This is a genomic window from Pseudomonas sp. RL_5y_Pfl2_73, from assembly GCF_963970515.1.
Lineage (GTDB): Bacteria > Pseudomonadota > Gammaproteobacteria > Pseudomonadales > Pseudomonadaceae > Aquipseudomonas.
The window spans coordinates 121377-137653 of the sequence record NZ_CAXAPD010000003.1 but is presented as its reverse complement, the minus strand read 5'-3'; the positions used below and the strand labels follow the sequence as shown (position 1 = coordinate 137653).

At 54.6% G+C, this 16277-nt stretch carries 17 protein-coding genes and 1 pseudogene; 2 read left to right on the top strand and 16 right to left on the bottom strand.

Translation table 11 applies throughout. From position 1 onward, the window contains the following. Positions 1 to 33: 33 nt before the first annotated feature. The 4 genes from sctF to AACY42_RS03925 all read right to left on the bottom strand — a co-directional run bounded on the left by sctF (position 34) and on the right by AACY42_RS03925 (position 3233). Complete coding sequence (gene sctF / locus AACY42_RS03940; RefSeq protein ID WP_339476707.1) at positions 34 to 294, bottom strand: type III secretion system needle filament subunit SctF; 261 nt, start codon at positions 292 to 294, stop codon at positions 34 to 36. 7 nt (positions 295 to 301) lie between these two features. Next, on the bottom strand, positions 302 to 1474 hold the full coding sequence (locus AACY42_RS03935) for a PrgH/EprH family type III secretion apparatus protein (RefSeq protein ID WP_339476704.1): 1173 nt from the start codon (positions 1472 to 1474) through the stop codon (positions 302 to 304). Between the two features lie 116 nt (positions 1475 to 1590). After that, positions 1591 to 2055, bottom strand: a complete 465-nt coding sequence (locus tag AACY42_RS03930; RefSeq protein ID WP_339476702.1) for a transglycosylase SLT domain-containing protein — start codon at positions 2053 to 2055, stop codon at positions 1591 to 1593. Then, positions 2052 to 3233, bottom strand: a complete 1182-nt coding sequence (locus AACY42_RS03925) for a winged helix-turn-helix domain-containing protein (RefSeq protein WP_339476700.1) — start codon at positions 3231 to 3233, stop codon at positions 2052 to 2054. Before AACY42_RS03925 ends, AACY42_RS03930 begins: the two co-directional genes overlap by 4 nt. Before the next feature lie 821 nt (positions 3234 to 4054). Between AACY42_RS03925 and AACY42_RS28525 the strand changes: the two genes are divergently transcribed. Together AACY42_RS28525 and AACY42_RS03915 are read left to right on the top strand one after the other, a co-directional pair. Next, positions 4055 to 4216 (top strand): hypothetical protein, encoded by a 162-nt coding sequence (locus AACY42_RS28525; protein ID WP_445261733.1) that lies wholly within the window; start codon positions 4055 to 4057, stop codon positions 4214 to 4216. Positions 4217 to 4248: 32 nt separating this feature from the next. Then, a complete protein-coding gene (locus AACY42_RS03915; RefSeq protein WP_339476698.1) occupies positions 4249 to 6150 on the top strand; it encodes a hypothetical protein in 1902 nt (633 codons plus the stop codon). 266 nt (positions 6151 to 6416) lie between these two features. Here AACY42_RS03915 and AACY42_RS03910 read toward each other — a convergent pair whose 3' ends face one another. From AACY42_RS03910 to AACY42_RS03860, 12 genes and pseudogenes are all read right to left on the bottom strand, one after another. Then, positions 6417 to 6710 (bottom strand): transposase, encoded by a 294-nt coding sequence (locus AACY42_RS03910; RefSeq protein ID WP_339477063.1) that lies wholly within the window; start codon positions 6708 to 6710, stop codon positions 6417 to 6419. 99 nt (positions 6711 to 6809) lie between these two features. After that, positions 6810 to 7058: pseudogene (locus tag AACY42_RS03905) on the bottom strand (IS66 family transposase); the annotation flags it as partial. A 21-nt stretch (positions 7059 to 7079) separates the two neighbouring features. Further along, positions 7080 to 7256 (bottom strand): hypothetical protein, encoded by a 177-nt coding sequence (locus tag AACY42_RS03900; RefSeq protein ID WP_339476696.1) that lies wholly within the window; start codon positions 7254 to 7256, stop codon positions 7080 to 7082. A gap of 31 nt (positions 7257 to 7287) precedes the next feature. Beyond that, entirely contained in the window at positions 7288 to 7818 is a 531-nt protein-coding gene (locus AACY42_RS03895; protein ID WP_339476695.1) for a hypothetical protein, read from the bottom strand. A 1080-nt stretch (positions 7819 to 8898) separates the two neighbouring features. Beyond that, complete coding sequence (locus AACY42_RS28520; protein ID WP_445261734.1) at positions 8899 to 9108, bottom strand: phosphopantetheine-binding protein; 210 nt, start codon at positions 9106 to 9108, stop codon at positions 8899 to 8901. Positions 9109 to 9169: 61 nt separating this feature from the next. Further along, complete coding sequence (locus AACY42_RS03890; protein ID WP_339476694.1) at positions 9170 to 10270, bottom strand: IpaD/SipD/SspD family type III secretion system needle tip protein; 1101 nt, start codon at positions 10268 to 10270, stop codon at positions 9170 to 9172. Positions 10271 to 10283: 13 nt separating this feature from the next. Then, a complete protein-coding gene (locus AACY42_RS03885) occupies positions 10284 to 11657 on the bottom strand; it encodes a cell invasion protein (protein ID WP_339476691.1) in 1374 nt (457 codons plus the stop codon). 24 nt (positions 11658 to 11681) lie between these two features. After that, the gene (sctE, locus tag AACY42_RS03880) at positions 11682 to 13451 is read right to left on the bottom strand and encodes a type III secretion system translocon subunit SctE (protein ID WP_339476689.1); all 1770 of its coding nucleotides are present in this window, start codon (positions 13449 to 13451) and stop codon (positions 11682 to 11684) included. A gap of 2 nt (positions 13452 to 13453) precedes the next feature. Then, positions 13454 to 13936, bottom strand: coding sequence for a type III secretion system translocator chaperone SicA (gene sicA, locus AACY42_RS03875; RefSeq protein ID WP_339476686.1), 483 nt, complete (start codon positions 13934 to 13936; stop codon positions 13454 to 13456). 265 nt (positions 13937 to 14201) lie between these two features. Continuing rightward, the gene (locus tag AACY42_RS03870; protein WP_339476683.1) at positions 14202 to 15236 is read right to left on the bottom strand and encodes an EscU/YscU/HrcU family type III secretion system export apparatus switch protein; all 1035 of its coding nucleotides are present in this window, start codon (positions 15234 to 15236) and stop codon (positions 14202 to 14204) included. After that, a complete protein-coding gene (gene sctT, locus AACY42_RS03865) occupies positions 15211 to 16014 on the bottom strand; it encodes a type III secretion system export apparatus subunit SctT (protein ID WP_339476682.1) in 804 nt (267 codons plus the stop codon). Before sctT ends, AACY42_RS03870 begins: the two co-directional genes overlap by 26 nt. A gap of 4 nt (positions 16015 to 16018) precedes the next feature. Then, complete coding sequence (locus tag AACY42_RS03860; RefSeq protein WP_014337351.1) at positions 16019 to 16273, bottom strand: EscS/YscS/HrcS family type III secretion system export apparatus protein; 255 nt, start codon at positions 16271 to 16273, stop codon at positions 16019 to 16021. Positions 16274 to 16277: the final 4 nt, after the last annotated feature.

The following is a 16277-nucleotide window of genomic DNA, read 5'->3' as shown; positions in this document are numbered from 1 at the left end:
GTCACGAGCGATGACCAGTTGAAAGGAAAAGCGTCAGCGAGCCGCCTGGATGATCGCCATGTCGATGTCCTTGAAGCCCTTGATCGTGTTGGTCTGGGCGTTGCGGAACACCGTGTAGGAGGAAAACGCGGTCTGGTAGGCCGCCAACAGTCCGGGATCAGAGGCATCGCCTTGCAGCTTTATAAGCGCTTCGTCCAAAGCTTCTTTGAGTAGCTTTGCCCCTTCCTCGAACGCGGAGGCTTGGTCGCCGAGGAAGTCGTCGGGAAATTTGATGGGTAAACCGATATCAGCCATTGCTCACCTACGGTATCTGTTTGGAAAAATACCAAGACGAAGGACTCGTCTTGACGTAGCCCTGCGGGCCGGTTTGGAACGACTTGCCCTTGAGCGCATCGTTCTTGAGCTCGACCGTGAAGTGCACGTAGCGATCACCCCACTGCCGATAAAAATCTTCGACGTACTGGCGCGCAGCGGCCAGTTCGACGTCCTGCAGATTGCCGCCGATGGCGTACGAGACAGCATCCGTGTGTTCGACCCGGCTGAAGGTCAGTGCGAGACGCTGCAAGCCACCCTGCGCCAGATCGGCGAGCAGTGCGTCGTCCTGCATCTGCACCACGATGTCCCGGGCATACGGTGCCGCCGCGAGTAACGTATCGAGTAGCCTGGCCTGCTTGTCCGGCGTGAGCAGATTGCGTTGCGCGCTGAGCAGCAGCCGCGGCACCGAGGGGTCCTTGAGGTCGAGAAAATGCCAGGCCAGCTGCGGATCGTGATCGACCAACACTTGCTCCAGGCGACGCCGCTCCTGATCCGGCAACAGGACCTTGCCGTGCAGACTGGCATGGCGTGTCAGCACCTGTCGGCTCCAACCGGCATCGCGCTCGGAAGACACGAAGACATAAACCGCATTGTCACGACCGCGCAGCACCTGGACGGGCGCACTGGCGCCGGCGATCAACGCACGAATATCGGTTTCAGGCGACGGCCCCGGCATCGACCAGAGGCTGACCACGGTGACCAACGCAGCCAACGCCAGAGCACCGGCAATCCAGCGGGTCCAATGGACACGCCATCCGCTGAACGCGGCGGTATTGCACGGACTATCTGCCGGACCAAGACACTCGGGCGCCCAGGATTGATCTGCTGGGCGCAGAGCCACTTGCAACCCGCCGAGTTGCATACGGGCCTGGAAGACGCAGTGACGTACTTCGATCGAATCACCGAGCAAGCGCACCGGCACACCGTCCGGCGTGGCCTGGTCGGCCAGGACCTCGAAATTGCAGCCACCCTCCTCCAGGGGAACGAAAATCGCATCCACCGGCACGCTGGCAACACGTGCGCCGTCCCCCAACACCTCCACGGCCCCGACGACGAACAGGGTCGTGCCCTCGCCGAGCGGGAATTCGCAGCCCTGCAACGGACCGTTGAGGATCCGCAGGATGCAGGGCTGTAGCGTGGGGGCCGTAGGGACTGTCACCGTCCAAACTCCAGGAAGGTCGAATGAGCGGGTAGGTTAGAAAAACCGGCCGCGGGATTCCTGATCCGATTCTGCCGATTACGCGTGGCAAAAGATCAGAATCCCTCATGACGCCGTTACTCTCGCCCCCGAGTGATCACCTGATAGCGCTGCCAGACCTTGCGCGCATAACGCAGCCGCGCGGCCTGGCGATGGGGAGCGTTGCCGGCGTTGTAGGCGCCGACCGCCGTCCAGTTATAGCCATAGCGGGCGATAAAACCGGCCAGCACCGACGCCCCGACTTCCACCGACAGGCAAGGCTCATCCAGCAAGCGCTGCTCGGTAATGCCCTCCGCGCTGAGGCGTGATAGATGAATGCTGTTGATCTGCATCAGCCCAATGTCGCGAGTGCCGTTGCGGTTGTGGTTGATGGCATCGGAGCGCAGGCCCGATTCCACATCGGCAATCGCTTGCAGCAATTCGGGTTCGATGGCATACATCTGTCCCGCCTTGTTCCAGCACCAGGCATGCGCCTGGGCCATGCCAAAACCCAGGCCAAGGTACACCGGCAGGCACAGCCAGGTTTTGCGGCGCCGCTTCATGCCAAGCGCCTCTCGCCGATCCATGTCAGCTGTTCGTGAATGCGCACGCGCAAGATCTGCGCCCGGACACAACCCGGATCATGCTCCAAGCACTGGTCGATCATCTGCGTTGCCTGCTCGTTGCGCCGCCAGAACCAGTGATGCCAGGCATGAAAGTACAACACGTCCGCCTGATCGGCCGACAACAGGCACTGGCGGAACAACACCTGGGCCGCCTGCTCGCAACCGCGCAAACTGGTGAGCAACGCCAGGCGCGTCAACGCCGGGAGGCTGGCGGGGTCCAGTGCCAACGCACGGGAGACCACCGAATGCGCCTCCTCGATGGCGCGAGCCGGATCACCCAGGCCCATCATCGCCCGCCCCAGCCACACATCCGCCAAGCCACACCAGGGTGGTGCGTACCCGGCGTCGAGCTTCACGCACTGCCTGAACAGCACGAGGGCATCGCCGAGGCTTTGCACCGTGTGCTGCTGCACGCTGCACAACCCGTTGAGATACGCCACCGCCGCCGAATAGGACCCGCAGCGATCACCGACCGGACGCAACCCGGGTACACACTGGGCCACCAGGCTGGTCAACACGCCAAGCGCCTCCCCAAGATCACAGGCATCCAGCGTCTGCCCATGCAGCAGAGACTGATCGCAGCCACGAATCAACTCGACCGACCAGTGTTGCAACCCGCCCGCACCGATAAAACGCCCGCTCAAGCAGTAATCCGCCGGCAACCGCCCGGCCAACGCCCGCACATCGTCCGATACACCGCTGGCCGCGATCAGCCCCGAGGGGATGACATGCAACGCCTCACCGAATGCTGTGGTCAATTGGCGGATCATCAGATCCTGCAGATCCAGCGCGGCGATCTCGTCCAGATTGCGCAAAGGCAACACCGCCAACGACGGCGCCACCGCCCTCGCCTGGCTCGTCACATCGAGCTCGACCACGGAACCGGTGAACCGATAACCCTGGCCGTAAACCGTCGCAATGTAGCCCTTGTGCTCCTTGAACAACTTGCGCAAGGCATAGATACACCGGGTCAACGACTCTTCCGCCGCATCCATCCGCGGCCAGACATGATCAAGCAGATAATCCTTACTCACGACCGTACCCGCCGACTTCAGCAGCAGGCGCAGTACGTGCAGTTCTTTGGGTGGAACATGAACTCCTTGTCCATCTCGCATCAGCGTTCCATCGCTTTGCAGTAGCCAGTGGTCAAAAACGAATGACTTGACTGGGGTTTGATCAGTTGCACTGTCCATACGTTGAGACTTCTCTATAGAAAGTTACTGAAGCGCGATTGAGCCTGTGGCGGGCACAGGCTCGGGATCGTGAGCTGCGTGACTATAGGAAGATGCACAGGGGAATTCCGTAGGGCTTTAACTTTATAGCTGTAAGAAAATTCGACAATGGCTGTAGGCAAATATCAATACACCATCAAAACTTGACTCTTGCGCCACTAGTCATCGAAAAATAACCATGAGCGCTTTTTAAAAGCTAACATTTCAAAAGAAACATATTGTTATCACCCCGACCCACACTCCAAGCACACAAATCCATGGACAAAATAAGCACCTCATCTAACCTCGCAACAGACCGTACAACAAATGAAACCTCATCTACCAGAACCGCCAGTTAATCCGCCCCTACAAATTAAGAAAATGAAAACCTTATAAAAATGCCCGTTAAATGATCAGCGAGCACCACGCTCACCTCCAATCAGACAACCGAGCTCGGCTTTCAACAACATCCAGGAGTAATTTCGGATATCGAGCCCATCGCAAAAAAGGATCTTCGCACTGGAGCGCCTGCCACAGGCATCATCGGATCGAAGATTACTAAGCCCCGTTGCCGTGGAACTGCATGCCTCGACCCGACAGTTAAATGCGCCGCTCACCTTTGACTAGGTGGGGTTCATGGAGTGTTTACGATATCCGGGTCCCAATAGATACTCTGCCTAACTTAAGCGCCACACTCAAGAGAATGTGCTGCTTGTGGGTTACATATGAACAACCTGCTGTCGGCCAGCAACTCGGCGCGCTACGGCTATCGCACCGTGTGCATTGCCGGAATTGGCCAGCTACTCGAATTCGCCGGGCTGATCGATCATGCATGTGATGACGTGAACCCCGAAAGTCATAAGCATCTTTTAATGCTTAAAAGTTAAATGCGTAACAATTTTTTATGGAGATTAATATCATGCCCGTCCCACTCATCGACTCGTCACTCAGGCTTTACCAAGAAACCCCACAAAACACTTTCGACTCAACTCGCGAAAAAATTGATAAACACTGCCTTAACAAATATGTAATTTGCTTCAGCGAACCAACTGGCACACATCCTGCTCAGTTATCAGCCAACATACAAGACATTGTAGAGGCAGCCGTGAAGAAACACGGAATAAACAATGTACTTATAGTCTCACCGCAAACCAAAAATCAGACGAACCATATAGTTTCATTGGCAAACACAATGGGAGTCGCCACACTGACGATTGGATATGAAAAGTCGATCCTGCCCCAGAAAACCGAAATAGGAAAATTTTATATCACCCTTGATCCCAAGCAAACACTGAAAGATTTAGATAGCAATCTCAAGCATGCAGCTGGACGTGGTGAATTTATAAATATTGACACAATGGAAGAACGCCCACTTAACCGTGCCACAACGCTACCCGATGCGTTACCCCATGCTCGCCCTCTAGAATCATATAAAAACAATTTGCAATCGTCTTCGCAATGGCCTCCCCTAAAACAGCAAATCCACGACATTGGCGACAGGAAAAACTTCCTTTTCAAACGAGGACTTCTAGACTTTGGCGAAGGAATTATTAAAGTCTCACTACAACAAAATGTCGACAAAAACCAAGTATCTGGCATCTCGGATGCACAACTCCACCAGCTAAACAAAATACACAGTACCCCCTTGGATTTTCCTCCAAGTCATCTGCATGTTCCTCTTCAGACCAATCCAGCAATATCTGTGGTCCCCGTAGACCTCCCATCCGTTGACGCTGCACATACAATTGATATCGAGTCCTATATATCCAACCGCGTATCATCTGGGCTCATAGATTCGTGCAAGCACAATCGATGCGACTTTTTCTGTGCGGGCAACGAGCAAGATCTTCTCTCGTACTATAGAGGCTTGGGCTTTAACAAGGCGTTTTCCATATCAAGCAACACCTCAACAAAAAATTATTTAATGTTACATCCTGAGACGGGCGAAAGCCGTATAGTCATGAGTAACATGACCTCCGTAGCACGCGTGCGCCATCAACTCCTACAGTTACACTTCGCCGGCGTAGACGTAAATAAAATCAAAATGCTAGGCTCTGTTTATGACTTAAAAAGCGAATCAACTATCCGCCTAAAAGAAAAACTTCTAGAACTTCCAGACAGCGACACCAAAATTCTATACATTGGCAATCGTCGAAAAGTCACAGAGTTTGTTGCGCGCCATATAAACAAGCTTGAGCCCAGCCTAACCGAGAGGGAGGCCTATCAAGAATTACAACCGTCAACATACACAGTTGACAGTTTTGTATTTGATGTGACCTCCATCAACCATGAAGGTAAGGAGCTTCAGATAGCGGCTCTCAGAATGCCAAACGGGGATCTCTCTGAGGACGCAATAGAGGCCTTCCTCTCCGCAGGGTATACTCATTTTGTTATGTGTGGTGCCGGAGGAAGTATTTCAACCACTGCAAATATCGGCGATTATGTATTACTGAATCGCAGCCATTATAACAATCAAACACTCCAACTTCCCAAGAACATGATGGCTCAGGCACCACGCGACTACTTTGTTACTTGCGAAGCAGCATCCAACACCACGGTAGACTCACCACTTGTCGAAACAACAGACTGGTTAGAAAACAACACCAAAGAGAACATTGGCACAGTTGATGTCGAGACTGCTCACATTTTCAAAGCACTACTTCAACATCAAAGCCCGTTATCTGTTACAGCCGGAATGTTTATATCAGACATTGTCGGAACGCATCCTTTGGATGAAAAAATCAGCGCCGACTTCGCATACAGAAATCTGGGTAAATTTGTAGCCCAAACTCTAGACAATGCTATTCGACATGAAAAATAATTGAGCAGACAGAGTGGTTTCAAAACGGTATTTTGCTGACTGTCATTACGACAACTGTTCAGCTATATTACCCCTACATCTATCTGCTCCTGCGACATTCAACTGTACGACACTGTTTAGGGAAGGTTTGAAATAGCCGGATGCTATCCGGCTATCGAGCCGTCAGTATTTTTCAAAAAACGACCCCGGTCGAAATTTGATCCATTATCTTCATTTTTCAGCCCTTCCGGGCGCAGCAAGGCGCTTCGCAGCGCCCATTTGCTGCATTACACGCGCACCTCTCCTGTGCCCGCCAATAAATGTCGACGCGCCATCCGCAGGTTTGACAGGGCGAACAACGTCACCATCTGAGCCGTGTTCTTGGCCAACCCTCGAAAGCGCACCTTTTCATAGCCAAACTGGCGCTTGATCACCCGAAACGGGTGCTCGACCTTGGCACGAAGCGGCTCGGTCAAGGCGATCAACCCCTTCCAGGGCACCACCTGATCCATTTCAATAAGGAACAACTCCTTGCGGGTCTGCTTGCGCTTACCGGCATACTCGGCGTCGGCTAAAGCCATCTGTTTCATCATTGAAAAGCTCGACGACTGGTGTCAGGTGATTTTGCCAAATCAGGAAGTCTTTTTCAGAGTTTCCTTAACTCACAGTTTTCCCTTTAAGATGACATAGCCGCGATAGCCTTCAAGCTGGCGCACAGGAACGTCCTGTCCACGGCTGGAGGCATAATCGAACAGTACGACAGGGTGATGGGGTGATGGGCAGTCCGCCCGTTGCACCCACATCCAAGACTGGCTGCTGGGCGCGCGACCGTCTTCCTTGAGCACCTGAGCGGAAGTTTCATTGCAGTGGATAACGCGTGCTTCAAGCAACTTGTCGCGCATCAGGTTCAGCAGCGGCTGTAGATACTCCCGCTGCTTTCAGAAAAATCTTTAATGCCTGAACTTTTCTCTTATTACTGAAATTGCTTCACGATCAAGCTCATATTTAAACTCCAGCGGCTTGAATTTTATTTCTTCTCCACTCTCACCTTTCAAGGGTTCGGATGTTTTTGGATCTCTTTTTTCTACGGCAACACTACCAATCTCGGTGTTGAATGTTTTCTTCATGGTGACAAATTGAATTTTGTCTGGAGATTGTCTACTGGCGCTTTTTTATGTCAATTATCGCTTCTTTTCCTTTGTCGGTATCTTCTATACCATCAAACATAATAAAAATTCTATTGAGATCAGGGTTGGATTCAGACCAGTTTAACTCCTGTCGGCAGAATCCAGAATCAGCCCATTCGGGAGTTATCAGAAAGGTCATAGCTGTAGCACTCTGAATGGCATTCTGGTAGGCAACATCCCAGAACGGATTACTCATCTTTATTACATCTACATCTTCAGCTACGGCATTGTAGCCTGTACCATAACATCCTTCCAGAGAGGTAGCATCGAGATAAGTCGTATGGTTACCTGCTGGACTACTTTCTAATAAATCCGTATTTTTAATTGAACGGTTACGAAGATCATACTGAATCTGCATGGCTACTTCGAAACCTCCTCCACGAGCACCAAAAGAAATTATGTGTTGAAAAGAACTGGAGCGATCACAGGCCTCCAGCAATCCTTGTAATTCCTGAGCGGTAGAGTTACTAAAAGGTCGGCTTTCTTCATTGTTACCTTGCAAAAAAATAAACCTTCTTTATCTACACCAAGGGCTTTTATACGTGTTTTTGCCTCATCAAATAACTCAGCGTAAGACATGTTGGAATAATCTATTTTGCTTGTAGTAATAAATATAGATCTGGACTCCCGCGCAGAGTCTGTTATTGATCGCGTATTGAATGGCGCCAACGAAGAATTTATATGCATAGCTTTGCTCTCGACATAATCTTTATCCATATTCAATTTATATTGAAAATACCACCAAATATACCCGCCTGGCTTTTCGACATTTTCGCATTAGCAGCAGGCCACATGGCGCACTGAATCGTGCGAGCAGCTAAAGTTGGATTTATCCAACAAGACATGATGACTACAGAGCTAGACATAAGAAAATTTTGACAGTAACTTATAAACCTGCAAACAGGTTTAAGTTGCATCACTTCCAGAAAGCAATCACTATCTCCCGCCATGATGAGATAGTGATTAGCCATAGTCAGAACTTGCTGACGACCCCACAGTAAACGCGCCGCCCGCGTCTGACTAGGTGGGCATTATGGAGCGCTTACACTCCAACGACACAAAAAAAGCCACACTCCCCCTACCTTGTGCATTACAGAATGCCTTTCAGAAACATTAGAACCATTTTTGACAGACTACGAAATAAACTAGCCTCTTTACGCGTTCGCTTACATTACATTTGCCGCGTGCGCTTGAAAAAATTCGGACATCAGACTGGTGGCCGCTCCTTGTCCAAACAGATGGTCCGAATTTTTTTATCCTGCGCTCAATATTTTGTCGTGACGTATCGATTGACCGGTGTATAGCAGCGTACCTTCCAGGACCTCTACGGCGCTATGGTAGCCCAGTTCAACCAGGAACGCGCCGGCACCTGCTGCACGGGCTAGCTGTTGTTCCTGCTGGTGCGATGTTAAGAACTGGTATTCGAGTTAATTTTCGCGCAGCACGCCCCAAGCTTGTACAATTTCAGCCGGAGACCCGGATATATGACCCACTAAAGGCTCTACCGTTTCGGCCACGCTATCAAACCCTTCCATATAAAAAGCCGTCAGCTCACCCTTCGCCTACTTTCCCAAGCTCACGTCTAAAACTCCTCCATCACTGTGTTCACGATATCGGACACTGTCCGCCATCCAGCTATCTGCCCCGAGGATAACTCTATGTTGAAGGCCCCCTCAAAAATCATAACAAGCTCCACTATATCCACAGAATCAGCGCTTAAATCCTCTATTAACCGTGAATTCCTGCTTATGTTCTGCCGTTCAGACAAAAAATAATCAGACAGCAATTTCATCACTTCAGACTCGAGACACACTACGGCATCTAGCGAATGCATCCACCCCCTCCTTACACAATTAAAAATTCAACATCGCCCTCAACATATCCGCATACTGATTCAAATGCGCCGACAACGTTTTATTAAAATTGTCATGATAAGAATTGGCATTCGAATACTTCTGCGTAAACGACTGCAGCATGTTCTTCATGCGTTCCTCCTGGGCGTTGAAGCCGGTTTGCCAGGCGTTGAATTTGGCGGTATCCCAGGTCACCTTGCCGCCACCCGGCGGCAGACCACTTAACATGGTCGTCAGCGGCCCGGTGTCGATAACGACACACCAGGTACCGTCGGCATTTTGTTTGAGACAGCTGGCCGGCAGGCTCAGGGCCTTGAGCCAGTTTTCGGCTTCTTCCTTGCTGGCCCCGCCTTCGCCAGGTTTCGGGAACAGGACAGAGGCCGGGTTGGGATGGGAGTATTTGTTGATCAGCCTGGTCAATGCACTGCACAAGGCTCCCACATTCAATGTGACCTCCTTGCCATCGTTCGCCCCTTCGATCCAGTCCTTCATCATCGCGGTGATTTCGCTGTTGAAGTCGGAAAAAAAGTCCGAATAGGCCGCGATGATGTGCTCGTAGCCGGCGAGGTAACCGTTCTTGATCAGGTCGATCAGTTCGAGCAGTTTTTCAAAGAAGTCATTCGATGAGTTGATCGTCGCATCCAAAGCCTCCGCGATCTCACGGGGCTTCTGCTCTTCCAGATGTTCCTGGAGGGCGCGAAGGATCCTGCTTTGTTCGTCATTGAACGGCTGGCGCTGACTTTCATCCAAGGGCCCTGTTTTCTGGCTGTGGGTCATCACCGCACAGCACTGGCGCACCTGCACGGCCCACATTTGCGCTCGGTCACGTTTTGAGTGGATCTGTTCGACGAACTCCGCGACCAGGTGTTGCGTTGCAGACTCGGCGGCCGTGCCTTCCAGAGGCTTGGCAATGATCGATGGGCACTTGAGCAAATGGCCCAGGCTGCGATTCATCGCGTTCATGGACCTCTCGAGCAAATGCACCGCAGGACTGACCGTTTGGATATCGGCAGGTACGTCCGCAGGCGGCGCGGTAACCGTGACGGCCTTCAGGTTCGGCAACAATGGGACTGGCGAATGAAGGGTTTGGGTGATTTCCATAGATCTCTTCCTCTTATCCCCTCAGGGCACCGATAACTTCGCTACGCGATTGAAACAGCTGCATCACCATCTCCATCAGCTTCTGCACCAACGCCGCCTCGGCCGCGTCTTTCTGGCCGACCTCATCACTCAGGCTCTTCTGGCTGTTCTGCGCGCTTTGCATCAGCACTTCTTTTTCACGGGCGGCGTGCTCGTTCATGCGCACGATGTTCGCCACCACCTGGCTCATGCTCATCGACATGGCATTGAGCGCGCGGCCGATTTCCAGTTTCTTTTCGATGCCTTTGCTGCCCATCTGGCTCAGCCAGTCGGAGGTCTCGCTGACCGTTTGGACTTTGGAAATTTCCTTGTCGAACCAGGCTTGATCCTTGGGTGACAGGGGCGAACCCTTGGGTTTGAAATCGACCAGCGTCGGACGACCGAACTCATCGAACGTCCTGACTTTATAGGTGGTGTCCGAATTCCAATCAGTGCGGTTGCGCTCAAGCGTGAGGTCACGCTCGATGTTCTTGGCATGCAGGGCGTTAGGCTTGTGCAGGTTCAACCGGTTCTGGGGGTTTGTCTCACTCAGCCATTTGGCGTTCCGACCGACCTCCTGCGCCTTGACGATTTCCTTGTCGAACCATTTCAGATCCTCGGGCGATCTGGACGGAGCATTGAGTTTGAAATCAACTGTCGTCGGGCGGCCAAAATCGTCAAGGGTATTGATCTTGTAGGTGGTCTGCGGATTCCACTCGCTGCGACTGCGCTCAAGCTTGAGGTCGCGTTCGATATTGCGGGCGTCCATGGCGTTGCGTTTATGCAGGTCAATGTCCGCATGCTTCAACGCCTGGCCCTGGAACGTCTTGACCAAGGCGAACCCGGCGATGGCGCCGGACACCACCGCGGCGGTAATGGCGCTGTTCAGCGCCGCCTTGCCGGACTCGATGATGGCCGCGCCCTGGGACTTCGCCGCCTCGGAAGCCATGACACTGAAATGGCCGCGCAGTTGCGCATTGGCGACTCGTGCGATGTTCAGGGCGATGATCGCGGCCACCAGTACGTTGGCGTGTTTCTCCCAGGCGCCTGGATCGAAGGCCAGCTCGTTGCGCACTTCGTCGCTGACCATCAGCAACGCCACGCCGAAATCCTCCCAATCCGATTCCGCGGGTTGATACGCATCGATTGCACGTTCGAGTTCCGCAGGCGAAGGCACGGTGAAGTTGTCGTTGCGGAGCACTTGCTCTGCGGTGATTTTGTCGAGTGCGGAAGAGCCGAAAAGAGCCTCGCTTTTGAGCTTCTTCAAAACCTGGTCTTGGCCGACTGACTCAATCAGCGCAGTGTCGTTGCTCGGATCATGTTCAACGACAGTGGGTACGCCTCTGTTCGTAGCGCCGATAGCAATCATCAGAAATACCTTTCGAGAATGATGTTAGACATGTCGAACCATTTGCAGGCTGACGGAATGGCTGCGTTGCATATCGGCAAACACATGCTCTATTTGCCGGGTTCGCTCCTGCATCGCCTGCCCATAGTTCTCGACCACCTGGGTCAGGTAGGCGCTGATTTCCTCGCTGATGGCCATGCGTACCCGCACATCGGCCAGGTGCACGGCGGCCTGGGCCTGGTGCTGGCCGCTCTTGATTTGCAGCCCACCCTGCACCGCCACGTTGCCGAACTCGGTAACAGCCTGGGCGATCTCCAGGTTGGCGGCGTAACGCGCCAGCAATACCGGATCAGCACCATTGGTGATGAACCCGCGCAACTGGGTGAGCATCTGGGTCAAGGTGTTACCGACCGAAGTTGCCACTTGCTTCATCGCTTGCATCGCGGCAGGCGTGGCCTGGGCGACCACCGAGGCCAGTTTCGAAGCGATGGCACTGACCATCGGCCCGATCACCTGCACCCCGACCACGGCCACCAACGCGACAGCCGCCAAGGTAGAAGCGATGCCCTGGATCATGCCGGCGATCTGCGCGATTTTCTTGGCCGTGTCTTCATCAACGCCCAGGCCAATCAGCAACTTGGTGTAGATCTCGGTGAACAGCTTGATGGCTTCTTGCATGACAATGGTCAGCGGCTTCATGGCTTCAGCCATGAACGACACGCCGGTTTTGTCCTGGATCACCGAGTCGGCAATCATCACGGCCGCGCCGACCACGCCCACGGCGATGAGCACCGGGTTGGCGGTCAGGACCCCGGCGGCGATGGTCGCGACCGTCAGGATCGCCCCGACGATCTTGCCGATGCAGCCCATGGTTTTTTGCAAGGCCTCGGCCTTGCGCACTTCCTCCAGGTATTTTTCCGACTCACGCTCCATGTGTGCCTGAAGCCTGGCCTGCAACTCCTGGAACAGCTCCTGGTTGAGCTCTTCCTTGTTCTGCGCCGACTCGCCAAGCAGTTCGATGATTTTCAAGCGGTTCAACAACGCCAGCGCACTGCTGCTGAGGGCCTTTTCATCGGTTGGCTTGGGGGTCGAGCTGTTCACGCTGGATGAGACCACTTTCGCGAATACCGTGCCCACAGCCTTGGCGCAGGCGGTGGCGACCTCGATCAGCTTCAGATGCGCATCGGTCGCCACATTGAAGGCTTGGGTATGGTTCGCCACTTCGCCTTTTAGCTGGTCGCGACGGGCCAGCTCCTGTGCATATTCAGGCGATTGAGGGTCCAGTTGCGCCAGCCGCGCCTCGCTTTCATCCAGCAGTCCCTGGAAGTGCAAGACCCGATCGCGCAGTTGTTCGAGGTGTTCCTGGCTGCTGCCGACATTGCCCTCGGCCGCCGTCATGGCCTCGACGGCAGCGGTGTATTCAGCCGATAGGTTTTCATGGGCCTGTTGCTTGGCGCCAGCCATGCTCTGCAGCATCGCCAGGCGATTTTTCAGTTTCTTGACGTCGACCTCGCCGATCAGCTCGCTGATCATCGCCATCAATAACGTGAACAGATCGCCGCTGGTTTCCTGTTTATTGCCATCGGCCCGCGGTGCTGGCGGGTGCAATGCGGGCCGGCCGGTACTGGCGGTGGACGGGCCGTCGTGACCTTCGTATTTCACCGACATCAGGTCCGCCAGCGCTTTCTGACCGGCCTCCTGAAAATCCGCGGTCCTGGCGGCCTTGCTGGCCGCCGCGCCGTATTTTTCAAAGGCCTCGCTGCGGCTCATCGCGCCGTGAAGCGCCGGGTTGAAAGCAGTCCTTATTTCACTCATGTTCACTCCTCCGAACAGTGCTGTTCCATGTGGGCCAAGGTGTCGAGATACACCTTGGCTTGCTCGCGCAGATCGTCTTCCGTGGCTTGCTCGAGCACGTATTCGAAACACAACCGGGCCTTGCCGACCTTACCCAGGGCTAAGTGACATTGGCCGGTGTACAACATTGGCCGATAGTCGTTCTTGCCCTGGGCAAAGGCGATCGCGTACAGGTCGATTGCTTTTTGGTGGTTTTGCTTGAGTTGGTGCACCGCAGCCAGTCCCATCCAGTAATGGCTGTTGTAGAAGTCGTAGATGCACAGGAAGTGAAAGAACTTCTCGGCATCGTCCAATCGCCCCTGTTCATAGAACTGGAAGGCGAAGGCATAGAGACTGCCCATGTGCTCGTCGCTGATGCCTTGCACGTCTTTCAACGCCGCACCACCGAGCACTGCATCGACGACGTCCAGGGCCACCTGCTCGTCTTGTTTGTTATCGCGACTCATCAGCCACACTCCTGAAAAAACGTCAGCGTCGCTGACCGGTGCATTGGGCCAAAATGCCGGCGAGGCCGCTGCCAAATTGCGCTCATGCCACTAAAAACCCAAGCCGACGAGACCGCTCTTGTAGCGAGGGGATTTATCTGTGGGAGCAAGGCTTGCCCGCGATAAAGTCGATGCGGTCTGCGCAAGTACGAGGCGGCTGCATCGCGGGCAAGCCTTGCTCCCACAGGTTCCCATCACAAAGGGCTGTGCCTGGCTTTGCTTGACTTCACGCCTGTTCAACCTGCTCAAGCCAGATCAGCAACCGCAGTACCTCCTCGATTTCCTGCACCTGGAGAAAGCTGTAGCGCTGGTGGGTCTTGAAGATGCGGCGGGCCAAGGCGATGTCGTTGATCACCGGCACCCCCACTTCCTTGGCGTACGCCCGAACCGCCAGGGCGCGCTGGTTGGTTTCCATCAGGGAGATAAACGGCAGCAACGTGATCTCCGGGCGGAAATACACGCCGATGGCAATGTGGGTGGGGTTGGCGATGATCATGCGCGAGCTGCGCACATCGGATTTGACCTGCTCCGACAACAGCTCCATGTGCAAGTCGCGGCGGCGCCCCTTGATCTGTGGGTTACCGTCCTGCTCCTTGTGTTCGCGCTTGACCGAATCCTTGTCCATCATCTGGTCTTTCATGAACAACCAGTATTCGCTGAGGGCATCGAGCACAACGATCAGCAGGACGCAAGCCAGGAACGCCAGCACCAGCACCAGCAACAAATGCCCCCAGATCGCGAACAGCCCCGGCGCCTGGGCGAACAGTTGGGCAAACAGCAATTGGCGCTGGGTGATCCAGACAATCCACAGCGCCATGGCGAAACTGCCCAGGTACAACAACGCCTTGAAGGTGTCCTTGACCGTGCGCAGGCTGAACAGTTTTTTGAACCCGTTGATCGGGTTCAACGCCCCTAGGTTCAACTTCAACGCTTCACTGGCCAAGGCAAACCCGCTTTGCAGCAACGCCGGCAAGGCACTGGTCAGCACGCACACCAGCAACAATGGCAGCAACGCCTTGAGGCCAACCAGCACCAGCATCGCCGAGTAGGCTTGCAGGTCGGCGTCAAAATCGCTGGCGATGATGCGCCGGTAGACCTCCATGATCTCGATCAACGAGCTGTTGAAGACCATGTAGGTGATACCGCACAGGGTCAGGCAGGTGACGACCAGGTCCTTGGCCTTGAACGTCTGCCCTTTGCGCGCGGCATCCCTGAGGCGCTTGGCGGTGGGCTTTTCAGTCTTCGAGGCGCTGGATGACATCTCCGCCCTCCCCGCCATCCAGATACTGCGCCAAGCCGTCGGACAGCACGCCCATGCGCAGCACTTCGTCCGGCAGATGCACGCCGAAATACAGCATCAAGACCACCAGCGCCACCAGGCTCTTGACCGTCAGCGACACCGAGAAAGCATTCATCTGCGGCGCATACCGCGAGAGCAACCCAAGCAGCGCCTCGCTGACCAGCAAGGTCGCCACCACCGGCGCACTGATGACCAGGGTCTTGCTCACCAGTGCATCGAGCAATGAATAGAGTGCAGGCAGGTGCAGCTCACAACTGCTCGCTGGCGCGCAAAGGCGATAACTGTGGCCGACGGTTTCGAGCATCAACAACAGGCCGCCACCTTCGAGATAAACCGCCGCGGCAAACAACTGGAGAAAATTCGCCAACTCCGAGGTGTCGACACCGTTGGCCGGGTCCACCGTGCTGCTGAGCATGGCCCCGCGCTGGTTGTCGATCAGGTTGCCCATGGCATGCAGCACCCAGAACGGCCAGCCCAGCAGCACGCCCAGCAGCACACCAATACCCACCTCTCGCAGCACCAGACCGAGGAACGCCACGCTGTCGAGGGCTGGCGTAGGCACGCCGACGTAGCGCCAGAAGCCCAGCGCCACCAGCACGATCACCGCCTGGCGCGTGACACCGGTCAGCACGCTGCTATTGAGAAACGGCAACATGAAGAAAATCGGCGCCAGACGCGCCACGCCCAACACCGCCGCAGCGAACCAGGCGTACAGCTCGAAGAACAACGTCAACGACATCGGCCTAACTCAACGCCAGGCGAATGACTTCACGACTGAAATCCAGCAAGGTTTCGCCGTACCAGCCCGAGAGCAGGAACAGGCACGCCGCCACCGCCAACAGCTTGAAGCCAAACGGCAGCGTCTGCTCCTGCAACTGCGTCACGGTCTGGATCAACCCGACCACCAGGCCGACCACCGTGGCGACGATGATCGGCCAGGCCACCATCAGCAAAATCAGGTACAAGGTTTTGTTGCCGGCATAGACCAGATCGTTCATCGGT